Source organism: Streptomyces sp. NBC_00178 (assembly GCF_036206005.1).
Classification (GTDB): Bacteria; Actinomycetota; Actinomycetes; order Streptomycetales; family Streptomycetaceae; genus Streptomyces.
The window spans coordinates 2,308,014-2,320,101 of sequence record NZ_CP108143.1 but is presented as its reverse complement, the minus strand read 5'-3'; the positions used below and the strand labels follow the sequence as shown (position 1 = coordinate 2,320,101).

Sequence of the window (12,088 nt, the reverse complement as noted above, 5' to 3'; positions counted from 1 at the left end):
TTACTTGAGGTCGTTCTCGGTGTAGTAGCCGCCGTCGACGAGGACCTGCTTGTAGTTGGCCTTGTCGACGCTCACCGGCTGCAGCAGGAACGCGGGGACGACCTTGGAGCCGTTGTCGTAGGACTTGGTGTCGTTGACCTCGGGCTTCTTGTCGTTCAGGACGGCGTCGACCATGTTCGAGGCGACCTTGGCGAGCTCGCGCAGGTCCTTGTAGACCGTCTGGGTCTGCTCACCCGTGATGATCGACTTCACCGAGGCGACCTCGGCGTCCTGGCCCGTGACGACGGGCATCGGCTTGGCCTTGGTGCCATAGCCGTCGGACTTCAGGGCGGACAGGATGCCGATGGAGATGCCGTCGTACGGCGAGAGCACCGCGTCGACCCGGGCGCTGCGGTAGCTGGACGTCAGCAGGTCGTCCATGCGCTTCTGCGCGGTGCCGCCGTCCCAGCGCAGCGTGGTGACCTGGTTGAGGGCGGTCTGCTTGGACCTGACGACCAGTTCGCCCTTGTCGACGTACGGCTTGAGGACGTTCATCGCGCCCTGGAAGAAGTACTTGGTGTTGTTGTCGTCGTTGGAACCCGCGAACAGCTCGATGCTGAAGGGGCCCTTCTTGCCGCTCCCCAGGCCGAGCTTGTCCACGATGTACGTGCCCTGCAGCTCGCCGACCTTCTCGTTGTCGAAGGAGGCGTAGTAGTCGACGTTCGGAGAGCCGAGGATCAGCCGGTCGTAGGAGATCACCGGGATGTCGGCGTCCTTGGCCTGCTGGAGCACGTTGGCGAGGGACTTGTTGTCGATCGCGGCCACGATCAGGGCGTCCACGCCCTGCGTGATCATGTTCTCGATCTGCGAGACCTGCTGGTCCGGGTCGTCCTCGCCGTAGGCGAGCTTGGTCTTGTACCCCTTGCCCTTCAGCTCCTTGACGACGTTGGCGCCGTCGGCGATCCAGCGCTCGGAGGACTTGGTCGGCATCGCGATGCCGATGGTGGCACCGTCGCTGCCTCCCTTGTTCTCCTCGCTGCCGCCCTCGCTGTTCTGGCCGCAGGCGGTCAGGGTGAGGGCGAGGGACGCGGCGGAGGCGACGGCGGCAAGTGCGGCTCTGCGGTTGCGCATGGTCATCATCCTTGGTGTGGGTCGGGCCTCGGTCCGGAGGTACCGGACCGCTGGAAGCGGATCTGCCGAGAAGGGGTGTGTGGGATTGTGCGCGGCTGTGTCGTCTTTTGGGGAGACTGTTTCCGGAACGTTATGACGAGATCTCGAAGCGGTTGAGCGAGCCCGGCAGACGGCTGCCGAGCGCGGCCATACCCCCGTCCGCCCCGTGCCGCGCGAGCAGGTCCAGAGCGAGCCGGCCGCGCCGCACCCGCTCCTTCGCCGTGGACAGCGCCAGTTCGCGAAGGTGCTGGCCGTACGGATAGATGCCGGGCGACTTGGAGAGGCCGAACTTCAGGTACAACGGGGCGCCACGACGGATCAGTTCGGCGACCTCGTACATCCGCACGTAGCCCCCGAGGTCGTCGGGGGCCTCGATGTAGACGTCCATCGGCGCCCCCGACACCCGCCGGATCTCGGTGAACTGGGCGAGGGTCAGGTCGGAGGGCACGTTGACCGAGTCGGCGCCCAGCCGCTCGAACACGGCGTACGACGCCGGGTTCACGGGTCCGATCAGTGCCGACACCTTGAACGTGGTGTCCGCGGGCAGGGCCCCCTGCTCGCGCAGCCGGTGCAGGGTCCAGAGCACCCCCTCGTCGGCCACGAGGAGGCACTTCACGCCCAGCCCGGTCGCGCGCAGGGCGTCCTCGACGCAGCCGGCCAGGGCGTCGTGCCCGCGCGCCCGCAGGCCCGCGCCACCGGAGTCCGTGCGCACCGAGGCGCCGGTGTCCCAGGTGCCCCGCGGGCCCGTGAACAGGCAGAGCTCGATGTCCCGTTCGGCGCAGCCCTCCACCATCTCGGTGATCTCCGCGTCGGTCAGCATCCAGATGCCGCTGCCCTGGCTGACGCGGTGGACGGGCACGTCGAGCCGGGAGGACTCCTTGAGTACGACGCCGAGGGCCTCCGGGCCCTCCACGGACGGCACCTCGGTGCGCCAGGTCCCTCCGTCGGGGAAGGCGTGCGGCGAGGCGTCGGCCGGTGACAGGGGCGCCGGGCCGAGGCCCAGCGCGGGGAGCACGGCGCCGCCGGGGCGGCGGGGGCCGGCCGTGCCGGGGGTGGGGTCGAGCGCGTCGTTCACGACAGGTCCTTCACGTTCGGTATTTCGGACGACATTCGGATCTCGGGGTGTGCGCCGGTACGGAGGGCGGTCAGGGCGCCGCCGTACCGGCGCACGGATCGGGGAGGACCGGTCAGGGCCGCAGCAGCACCTTCCCGGTGTCCGGAGCCCCGCTGCCCACCAGCGCCACCGCGTCGGCGAACCGTTCGAGCGGGAACTCGTGCGTGATCAGCGGCGCGGGATCGAGCAGCCCGGCCGTGAACGCCCGCACCGCGTGGGACCAGGCCGCCGACGGCGCCCCGAACACACTGCGCACCGTGAGCTGGCTCAGCGACAGGTGCACCGGGTCGATCCCCACGGCTCCCGGGGTGAACATCCCGGTCAGCACCACCCGGCCCCCGCGCCGCGCCAGCAGGCAGGCGTCCGCGGCGGTGGACGGCGCCCCGGCCGTCTCCACGACCAGGTCGTAGCGCCCGCGGGTCTCCTCCGCCTCCTCGGGGTCGATGGCCTCGTCCGCACCGAAGTCCAGTGACAGGGAGGCCCGTTGCTTCCTGGGGTCGATCACCGTGAGCCGGCCGGGCGAGACCGCGGCCAGCAGCTGGACCGCGAGCAGCCCGAGCGTGCCGGCGCCCAGGACGGCGATCCGCTCGCCCGGCTCCGGGGCCCCGGCCCGCACCGCGGCCGCGATCACCGCCGCCGGCTCCAGGAGGGCGGCGGCCCGCAGGTCCGCGTCGTCGGCCAGCGGGTGGAGCAGCCTGGCGGGTACGACCACGTGGTCGGCGAACGCGCCGGGACGCGTGAACCCCGTCTCGTCGTAGCCCGCCGTGCACAGGGAGGTCTCGCCGTATCTGCAGCGCTCGCAGCGGCCGCAGGCCCGGAAGCCCTCGGCGACCGTGCGCCGGCCCTCCAGTGCGGGATCGACGCCCGCTCCCACGGCGTCGACCGTCCCGGACCACTCGTGACCCGGCACCACGGGGTAGCGCACATAGGCCGCGTCGCGGTGGCCGTCGTACAGCTCGCGGTCGCTCATGCAGATCCCGGCCGCCGCGACCCGCACCCGGACCTCGCCGGGGCCCGGCTCCGGGAGCGGCCCCTCGGACAGCCGGTGGCTGCCGGGCCGGTCCACGACCAACGAGCGCGAGGCGCGGCTCACTTGGGCTGCCTCTTCTCCCAGCCGTCCGCCCACAGGTCGAACCGCGCCTGCTGCTGCGGGAACTCCGCCGCCGCGTCCACGTCCAGCTCCACGCCGAGCCCGGGGGCGTCGGAGAGCTCGAAGCAGCCGGTGGCGGGATCGACGCTGGGCGCGCCCTTGACGACCTTCTTGATGTCGGCGTCCGCGAAGTCGTTGAAGTGTTCCAGGATCTTGAAGTTGGGCGTGCAGCCGGCGACCTGGAGGCTGGCCGCGGTCAGCACCGATCCGCCCACGTTGTGGGGTGCGATCAGCGTGTAGTGGGTCTCCGCCGTCGCCGCCAGCTTCCGGGTCTCCAGGATGCCGCCGATGTGACCGACGTCCGGCTGGATGATGTCGGCCGCCTGGGACTCGAACAGCTCCCGGAACTCGATCCGGTCGTGGATGCGTTCACCGGTCGCGATGGGCATGTCGACCTTCTCCGCGACCTTGGCGAGCGCCTTGAGGTTCTCCGGCGGCACCGGCTCCTCCAGCCACGCCGGGCGGAAGGGCGCCATCTCGCGGGCGATCCGGACCGCCGTCGACGGGCTGAAGCGCCCGTGCATCTCCAGCATCAGCTCGGTGTCGGGCCCGATGGCGTCCCGCACGGCCTCGATGAGGGACACCGCGTAACGCGTCTCCTCCTGGCCGAGCTCGAAGTGGCCCGTGCCGAAGGGGTCGATCTTCAGCGCGCGGTAGCCGCGCTCCACCACGCCCTGCGCGGCCTTGTGGTACGCCTCCGGGGTGCGCTCCGTGGTGTACCACCCGTTGGCGTACGCCTTGACCCGGTCGGTGACCTTCCCGCCGAGCAGCTGCCACACCGGGACGCCCAGCGCCTTGCCCTTGATGTCCCAGCAGGCCATCTCGACGACCGCGATGCCGGACATCACGATCTCCCCGGCCCGCCCGTAGTCGCCGTACTTCATCCGCTTGACGAGGTCCTCGACCGCGAACGGGTCGGATCCGGCGATGTGGTTGGCCGTGGCCTCCCGCAGATAGCCGAGCAGCGCGTCGGTGCGGCCCAGCATCCGCGTCTCACCGACACCGGTGAGGCCCTCGTCGGTGTGGACCTGGACGTAGGTGAGGTTCCGCCACGGCGTGCCGACGACATGCGTGCTGATTCCGGTGATGCGCACGGGTGTTGCCTCTCGTGGTGTTCGGTATTTCGTCACTCGTTCGAAATGCTGGCGTGACGGTAATGACGGGCCAGGGGCGGTGTCAATGGTTCGCGCAAGTACGCTGACGCCATGAGCGATCTCGGGGCGGGCTTCGGCTACTTGATAAAGGGGCAGCGCTGGGCCTTCGGGCACGGCCGGTGGTTCGGCTTCGGCCTCCTGCCCGCGTTGATCACCCTCGTCGTCTACGCGGGCGCGCTCGTCGGACTCGGTTACGGCGCCGACGACTTCGCCGGCTGGGTCACCCCGTTCGCCGACGACTGGTCCTCGCCCTGGCAGGGGCTCCTGCGCAACACCCTGGTCGTCCTGGTCTTCGTCCTCGGCCTGTTCCTCGCGGTGGTCACGTTCACCGCCGTGACCCTTCTGGTGGGCCAGCCGTTCTACGAGTCGCTCTCCGAGGAGGTCGACCGCAGCGAGGGCGGGGACGTGCCCGAGTCGGGCCTGCCGCTGTGGCGGGAGCTCTGGATCTCCGCCCGCGACTCGGTCCGCGTCCTGGTGCGCGTCGCGTTCTACGGGGTGCTGCTCTTCGCCCTCGGGTTCGTCCCCGTCATCGGACAGACCGTGATCCCCGCGCTCGGCTTCTGCGTCACCGGCTACTTCCTCGCCGAGGAGCTCACCGCCGTCGCCCTCCAGCGCCGCGGCATGGTCCTGAAGGACCGGCTCGCGCTGCTGCGCGGCCGCCGGATGGCGGCCCTCGGCTTCGGCGTCCCGCTCGCCCTCGCCTTCGTGGTCCCGCTCGTCGCCGTGTTCCTGATGCCCGGGGCGGTCGCCGGGGCGACGCTGCTGGCCCGCGACCTGACGGCTCCGCCCGCCGCCCCCGAGCCCGCGCCGGCCCCGCACTCGCTGCGCAAGGGCTGAGCCCCCCCGGCGTCAGCGCACCGAGAAGCCGTACACCGTTGTCGAGGCGAACTCCTCGCCCGGGCGCAGCACCGTGCCCGGGAACTCCGGGCGGTTCGGCGAGTCCGGGAAGTGCTGCGTCTCCAGCGCGATCCCGGCGCACGGACCGAAGGGCTCACCGTCGAGGTGGTCCGCGGTGTAGAGCTGGAGCCCCGGCTCCGTCGTACGGACCGTCAGCAGACGCCCGGACCCCGGGTCGTACAGCTCGGCGACCGGCTCCCCGCCGGTCTCCTCCAGCACGTAGTTCGTGTCGTAGTGCGGGCCGACCGGCTTCGCCTCGCGGAAGTCGAAGCGGGTCCCGCCCACCGGCGCGAACTCGCCCGTGGGGACGGACTCCGCGTCCGCCGGCGTGATCAGCCCGGCCGCCAGACGCAGTTCGTGCCCCAGCGCGCTTCCGCTGTCCGCACCGGCCAGGTTCCAGTAGGTGTGGTTCGTCAGGTTCAGCACGGTCGGCGCGTCCGTCGTCGCGCGGTAGCCGATGCGCAGCGCGCCGTCCGCGTCCAGGGTGTACGTCACGCCTACCGTGAGCCGCCCCGGGAAGCCCTCTTCGCCGTCCTGGGCGACCAGGGTGAGCCGCACACCGTCCGGCACCTCCTCGGCGTCCCAGACGCGCTTGTCGAAGCCGCGCTCACCGCCGTGCAGCGTATTGCGGCCCTCGTTCCGGGTGATCCGGTGCGTGTGCCCGTCCAGGACGAAGGAGCCGCCCGCGATCCGGTTCGCGTACCGGCCCACCACGGCGCCGAAGTAGGGGCCCGTGTGCGTCTCGTAGCCCTTGACGTCCGGCATGCCCAGGGCCACCTCCGCCCGGCCGCCGTCCCTGCCGGGCACCTCCACCGACTGCACCACGGCGCCGTACGTCAGCACCCGCACCCGCGTGCCCCCGCGCTCCAGCGTCCAGCGCCCGACCGGCGTGCCGTCGGCGAGGGTGGAGAAGTCTTCGCTGCGTACCGCTGTACCCGTCGTCACGATCAAGGACCCTACGCGGGCGGCCGGGACGCGGTCACCTCGCGGTAGGCGATCTCCGCCAGCCGGGCCTGGCCGTTGCGCCCCGGATGGAACCAGTCCCACTCGCTGAGCTGCTTCCCCGTGAAGCGGTATGCGAAGACCGCCCCGCGGTCGTCACGGCACAGCTCGTCCCGGGCGCAGACGTCCCGCAGTACCTCGTTGTACGCGACCACACGGTCCCGCACCGCCTCGCGCCGTGCGACGGCGGCCGCGCCCATGTCGTCCGCGTCGCCCAGCATCGACCGGCAGATGCCCAGCTTCCAGATCTGCTTGCCGAGCGGGTTCACGCGCCCGGCCGACCAGAGCCGCTTGAGATCGGGGACGCTGGACACGTACAGCTGTGCCTTCGGGGCGGTGGCGCGCAGCCGGCGTACGGCGGCCTCGAACGACACCCGGAAATCCGCCACGGGGGTCATCAGCCGCACGGAGTCGCGGCAGGCGTCGTTCGCGCCGATCATCACGGTGACGAGGGCGGGGTCCTCCTTCGCCGCCAGCGCCATCTGCTCCGGCAGCTGCGCCATCCGTGCGCCGGACACCGCGTGGTTCCAGCTGTGCGCCGGCGCCTTCGACGCCCCCAGCAGGCGTACGGCGAGGCTCCGCACGGCGGTGTCGGTCCCGGTGGCCCAGGACACCTCCGGGCAGTCGGCCAGCACCGAGCAGGCGTCGAAGCCCCGGGTGATGGAGTCCCCGACGGCCGCGACGGACGCGGGGCTCGCGTCCCAGGCGGGCGAGGGGGAGGGGCTGCGCGGCCCGGCGGCACCCGGGACGGCGCCTTCCCGGCCGGAGGACGTGCATCCCGTGAGCACGGCGCCCGCGACGACCGCGACCGCCGTCAGAGTGGTACCGCCCCTGCGGACCCGGCGGCGTGACGAACGCTCGGGCATCACTCTCTCCCCTCCGCTCACACGGGTGATTGTGCCCCTGGCACAACCGGACAGCCCCAGGTGGCGGGCCCGCGCGCCCTCGCGGGTGAAAGCTGAGGGAATCATGGGCCCGGGACCGACGGTACGTCACACGCCCGGCCCCGGCGCACGGTAGTTTTTCCCCGTCGAACCAGTGGCGCCCGACCGGCCCGCGTATGAATCGGCGGGGTCCGGTAAGTTATCTCACGTCACATACTGTCCCTTTTCAGGAGATTCACTCCCGATGCTGTTTACTGATGACAACCTCGGGAGCCGGCCGGGAAGAGGCGGTACGGGCGCGAGGCCGCTGGGGAAGGCGAACCTCGTCCCACACTGGAGGTCCCGGTGACGACACGTGGAGTCCTGTACGTTCACTCCGCACCGCGCGCGCTGTGCCCGCATGTCGAATGGGCGGTGGCGGGTGTGCTCGGTGTGCGGGTCCAGCTCGACTGGATCAGACAGCCGGCCTCGCCCGGCACCTGGCGGTCCGAATTCTCGTGGAAGGGCCGCGCCGGCACCGCGTCGGAGCTCGCCTCCGCGCTGCGCGGCTGGGACATGCTGCGCTTCGAGGTGACGGCCGAGCCGTGCCCGACGGCCGAGGGCGAGCGCTACAGCTCCACGCCCGGCCTCGGCATCTTCCACGCCGTCACCGGCATGCACGGCGACATCCTGATCCCCGAGGACCGGCTGCGGGCTGCCCTGGCACGCTCGGTGAGCGGCGAGACCGACCTGGAGGCCGAGGTCGCCAAGCTCCTGGGCAAGCCCTGGGACGACGAACTGGAGTCCTTCCGGCACGCGGGTGAGGGCGCCCCCGTCCGCTGGCTGCACCAGGTCGTCTGACCCCGCCCCGCCCCGCCCCGCCCGGCGCCGCCCGCCCCGCCGTACGCGCGCGGGCGCGGCACCGCGCCGACGCGCCGCCCCGGACACCGACCGCCCCCGCAGACCCCGAGCCGTACGGCCGTCCGGGGCCCACGCACCGGACGCGGCACGCGAAAGGCCCGCGCCCCCGGCGGAAACCGCCGAGCGGGGAGCGGGCCTTGCGTGGATCAGACGGTCAGACGGAGCGGAACGCGAGCACCACGTTGTGGCCGCCGAAACCGAACGAGTTGTTGATCGCGGCGATCGAACCCTCGGGCAGCGCGCGCGGCTCACCGCGCACGATGTCGGCGTCGACGTCCGCGTCGAGCTCGTCGACGTTGATCGTGGGCGGCGCCATCCGGTGCCGCAGCGCCAGCACGGTCGCCACGGTCTCGATACCGCCCGCGCCACCGAGGAGGTGGCCCGTCATCGACTTCGTGGCGGAGATCGCGACGTGGTCCAGGTCGTCGCCCAGCACCTGGCGCAGCGCCTTGATCTCGGCGATGTCACCCTGCGGGGTGGACGTGGCGTGCGCGTTCAGGTGAACGACCTCGGACGGCTTCAGGTCCGTGGAGTCCAGCAGGTTCCGCATCGCGGCGGCGATCCCGCGCCCACTGGGCTCGGGCTGCGCGATGTGGTGGGCGTCGGCGGACAGGCCCTGGCCCAGCACCTCGCAGTAGACCCGGGCGCCACGCGCGGCGGCGTGCTCCGCGGACTCCAGGATCACGACGCCGGCACCCTCGCCGAGGACGAAGCCGTCCCGGCCGGTGTCGTACGGACGCGAGGCCTTCTCGGGCTCGTCGTTGCTCTTGGACATCGCCATCATGTTGGCGAACGCGGCGATCGGCAGCGGGTGGATCGCCGCCTCGGTGCCGCCCGCGACGACCACGTCGGCACGGCCGGTGCGGATCATCTCGACGGCGTATCCGATGGCCTCGGCACCCGACGCGCAGGCCGAGACCGGCGTGTGGACGCCCGCCTGGGCGTTGACCTCGAGGCCGACGTTGGCCGCCGGGCCGTTGGGCATGAGCATGGGCACGGTGTGCGGGGAGACGCGGCGTACGCCCTTCTCCTTCAGCACGTCGTACTGGTCGAGCAGGGTGATCACGCCGCCGATGCCGGAGGCGATGACCGAGCCCAGACGCTCGGGCTGGATCTTCTCGTCCTCACCGGCCTTGCCGGTGAAGCCCGCGTCCGCCCACGCCTCGCGGGCCGCGATCAGCGCGAACTGCGCCGAGCGGTCCAGCTTGCGGGCGAGCGGGCGGGGCAGAACCTCGCTCGGGTCGACGGCCGCGAGGGCGGCGATCCGTACGGGCAGTTCGGCGAAACGTTCGCCCTCGAGAGGCTTGACGCCGGAGCGGCCGGCCATCAGACCTTCCCAGGTCGATGCGGAGTCGCCACCCAGCGGAGTGGTTGCGCCGATACCGGTGACGACCACGGTGCGATTGGTCGGGCTCACTGGAAAATCTTCTCCACGTGTAGAGGGTCGTGAATCAGCGGCGCCACCGCCGGGTGGCGACACACGGAACGGGCTGGGGTCAGCCCTGGTGCTTCAGGATGTACTCGGCAGCATCGCCGACCGTCTTGAGGTTCTTGACGTCCTCGTCGGGGATCTTGACGTCGAAGCGCTCCTCGGCGGCGACGACGACCTCGACCATGGACAGCGAGTCGACGTCCAGGTCGTCGGTGAAGGACTTGTCCAGCTGGACGTCCTCGACCGGGATACCGGCGATCTCGTTGACGATCTCGGCGAGACCGGTGACGATCTCTTCCTGAGTGGCGGCCATGTTGGCGCTCCTTCGATGTGTTTCTGCAGGGTTCGGGCGAGCGGACCGAAAGGTCCGGTGTGCCTAGGGGAGGGTAACGACCGTCGCGGCGTAGACGAGACCCGCCCCGAAGCCGATGATGAGCGCCGTGTCGCCGCTCTTTGCCTGGCCGGTCGCCAGAAGCCGCTCCATGGCGAGCGGAATCGAGGCGGCCGACGTGTTGCCGGTGGTTTCCACGTCACGGGCGACCGTGACGTGCTCCGGCAGCTTGAGTGTCTTCACCATCGAGTCGATGATCCGCATGTTGGCCTGGTGCGGGATGAAGACATCCAGGTCCTCCGGCGAGATCCCGGCCGCTTCCAGCGCCTGCTGGGCGACCTTGGCCATCTCGAAGACGGCCCAGCGGAAGACCGCCTGGCCCTCCTGCGTGATGGCCGGGAACTTGACCTCGCCCCGCTCGTTGAGCGGCAGGTTCGAGACGTCGCCGATGTGGAAGTCGTTCCATGCCACGGTCTGCTTGATCGTCTCGGACTTGTCGCCCTCGGAACCCCAGACCGTGGGGCCGATGGCGGGGTCCTGGGACGGGCCGACCACGACCGCGCCCGCGCCGTCACCGAACAGGAAGGCCGTCGCGCGGTCCTCCAGGTCGGTGAGGTCGCTGAGCCGCTCGACACCGATGACGAGCACGTACTCCGCCGAGCCCTCGACGATCATGCCCTTGGCGAGGGTGAGGCCGTAGCCGAACCCCGCGCAGCCGGCCGAGATGTCGAAGGCGGCGGGCTTGCCCGCGCCGATCCGGTGCGCGATGTCCGTCGCGACGGCGGGGGTCTGCTTGAAGTGCGAGACGGTGGAGACGATGACTCCGCCGATCTGCTCGGGAGTGATCCCGGCGTCCGCGATGGCCTTGCCCGAGGCCTCCACCGACATCATCGACACGGTCTCCTCGTCGGAGGCCCAGTGCCGGGTGGCGATACCGGAGCGGGAGCGGATCCACTCGTCGGACGAGTCGATCGTCTCGAGGATCACCTCGTTGGGCACGACACGGGTCGGGCGGTAGCCGCCGACGCCCATGATCCGTGCGTACGGGGCGCCCTTGCTGGGCTTGATCTTCGACATGCTCGCGGGCTCCTTAGGCACCCGCGTGCTCGGAGATGAGCGCGCGGGCGGCGTCGAGGTCGTCGGGGGTCTTGAGCGCGAGGGTCTTCACGCCGGGCAGCGCGCGCTTGGCGAGCCCGACCAGCGTGCCACCGGGCGCCGCCTCGACGATGGCCGTGACACCGAGGGCCTTGAAGGTCTCCATGCACAGGTCCCAGCGGACCGGGTTGGCGACCTGGCCGACGAGCCGCGAGATGACCTCGTCGCCGGTGGCGACCGTCTTCCCGTCGGCGTTCGACACGTACGTCACCTTCGGGTCGGCGACCTTCAGGGCGGCGGCGGCGTCGCGGAGCCTGTCCACGGCCGGAGCCATGTGGTGCGTGTGGAACGCGCCCGCCACCTTGAGGGGAACCACCCGGCGCACGCCTTCCGGCATGTCGTCGAGCAGGGCGGCGATCTGCGCCGCGGTGCCCGCGGCGACGATCTGGCCGCCGCCGTTGACGTTGGCCGGGGTGAGCCCCAGCTTCTCCAGGTGCGGGACCGTGACCTCGGGTTCGCCGCCGAGGAGGGCGGCCATGCCCGTCTCGGTGATCGCGGCGGCCTCGGCCATGCCGAGACCCCGGGTGCGGACGAAGCGGAGCGCCGCCTCGTCCTCGACGACGCCGGCGAGCGCGGCGGCGGTGATCTCACCGACGCTGTGGCCCGCGACGAGGTCGGGGGAGGCGTCCAGGGCGGACGCCGAGAGGAGACCGGCGGCGACGAGCAGCGGCTGGGCCACCGCCGTGTCGCGGATCTCGTCCGCGTCCGCCTTCGTGCCGTAGTGGGCGAGGTCGAGCCCGATGGCCTCGGACCAGCCCGCGATGCGGTCTGCGGCACCGGGGAGTTCGAGCCAGGGAGTCAGGAAGCCGGGCGTCTGAGCGCCTTGGCCGGGAGCGACGAGTACGAGCACCCTCACACTCTCTCTTGTGGACGGCCCCGGACGCCCGTGGGGACAGGGACGAAGAACCGTCAGGGGAATT

12 protein-coding genes are annotated in these 12,088 nt (G+C 71.3%); 2 read left to right on the top strand and 10 right to left on the bottom strand.

From position 1 onward, the window contains the following. The 4 genes from chvE to OHT61_RS10045 all read right to left on the bottom strand — a co-directional run bounded on the left by chvE (position 1) and on the right by OHT61_RS10045 (position 4,507). Positions 1–1,110 carry a multiple monosaccharide ABC transporter substrate-binding protein gene (gene chvE / locus OHT61_RS10060; protein WP_329037031.1) on the bottom strand — a complete coding sequence of 370 codons (1,110 nt, stop codon included), beginning with the start codon at positions 1,108–1,110 and terminating at the stop codon, positions 1–3. 130 nt (positions 1,111–1,240) lie between these two features. Continuing rightward, entirely contained in the window at positions 1,241–2,224 is a 984-nt protein-coding gene (locus tag OHT61_RS10055) for a hypothetical protein (protein WP_443049391.1), read from the bottom strand. Positions 2,225–2,336: 112 nt separating this feature from the next. Further along, positions 2,337–3,356: a zinc-dependent alcohol dehydrogenase gene (locus OHT61_RS10050; RefSeq protein WP_329037028.1), complete on the bottom strand. Its 1,020-nt coding sequence runs from the start codon at positions 3,354–3,356 to the stop codon at positions 2,337–2,339. Beyond that, positions 3,353–4,507, bottom strand: a complete 1,155-nt coding sequence (locus OHT61_RS10045) for a mandelate racemase/muconate lactonizing enzyme family protein (RefSeq protein ID WP_329037027.1) — start codon at positions 4,505–4,507, stop codon at positions 3,353–3,355. Before OHT61_RS10045 ends, OHT61_RS10050 begins: the two co-directional genes overlap by 4 nt. A gap of 111 nt (positions 4,508–4,618) precedes the next feature. Here OHT61_RS10045 and OHT61_RS10040 point away from each other — a divergent pair, with 111 nt between their 5' ends. After that, the gene (locus OHT61_RS10040) at positions 4,619–5,404 is read left to right on the top strand and encodes an EI24 domain-containing protein (protein ID WP_329037026.1); all 786 of its coding nucleotides are present in this window, start codon (positions 4,619–4,621) and stop codon (positions 5,402–5,404) included. Between the two features lie 12 nt (positions 5,405–5,416). Here OHT61_RS10040 and OHT61_RS10035 read toward each other — a convergent pair whose 3' ends face one another. Both OHT61_RS10035 and OHT61_RS10030 read right to left on the bottom strand, forming a co-directional pair. Next, positions 5,417–6,415 carry an aldose epimerase family protein gene (locus tag OHT61_RS10035; RefSeq protein WP_329037024.1) on the bottom strand — a complete coding sequence of 333 codons (999 nt, stop codon included), beginning with the start codon at positions 6,413–6,415 and terminating at the stop codon, positions 5,417–5,419. 5 nt (positions 6,416–6,420) lie between these two features. Further along, on the bottom strand, positions 6,421–7,332 hold the full coding sequence (locus OHT61_RS10030) for an SGNH/GDSL hydrolase family protein (RefSeq protein WP_329037022.1): 912 nt from the start codon (positions 7,330–7,332) through the stop codon (positions 6,421–6,423). Between the two features lie 363 nt (positions 7,333–7,695). On the opposite strand from OHT61_RS10030, the gene OHT61_RS10025 reads away from it, so the two are divergent. Further along, a complete protein-coding gene (locus OHT61_RS10025) occupies positions 7,696–8,190 on the top strand; it encodes a DUF3145 domain-containing protein (RefSeq protein ID WP_329037019.1) in 495 nt (164 codons plus the stop codon). Positions 8,191–8,404: 214 nt separating this feature from the next. On the opposite strand, the gene fabF is transcribed toward OHT61_RS10025, so the two are convergent. The 4 genes from fabF to OHT61_RS10005 all read right to left on the bottom strand — a co-directional run bounded on the left by fabF (position 8,405) and on the right by OHT61_RS10005 (position 12,018). Then, positions 8,405–9,667, bottom strand: coding sequence for a beta-ketoacyl-ACP synthase II (gene fabF / locus OHT61_RS10020; protein WP_329037017.1), 1,263 nt, complete (start codon positions 9,665–9,667; stop codon positions 8,405–8,407). Between the two features lie 79 nt (positions 9,668–9,746). Then, positions 9,747–9,995 carry an acyl carrier protein gene (locus tag OHT61_RS10015; RefSeq protein WP_028439857.1) on the bottom strand — a complete coding sequence of 83 codons (249 nt, stop codon included), beginning with the start codon at positions 9,993–9,995 and terminating at the stop codon, positions 9,747–9,749. Between the two features lie 63 nt (positions 9,996–10,058). Then, positions 10,059–11,090 carry a ketoacyl-ACP synthase III gene (locus tag OHT61_RS10010; RefSeq protein ID WP_147963269.1) on the bottom strand — a complete coding sequence of 344 codons (1,032 nt, stop codon included), beginning with the start codon at positions 11,088–11,090 and terminating at the stop codon, positions 10,059–10,061. 13 nt (positions 11,091–11,103) lie between these two features. Continuing rightward, positions 11,104–12,018, bottom strand: a complete 915-nt coding sequence (locus OHT61_RS10005) for an ACP S-malonyltransferase (protein WP_329037006.1) — start codon at positions 12,016–12,018, stop codon at positions 11,104–11,106. Positions 12,019–12,088 lie beyond the last annotated feature (70 nt).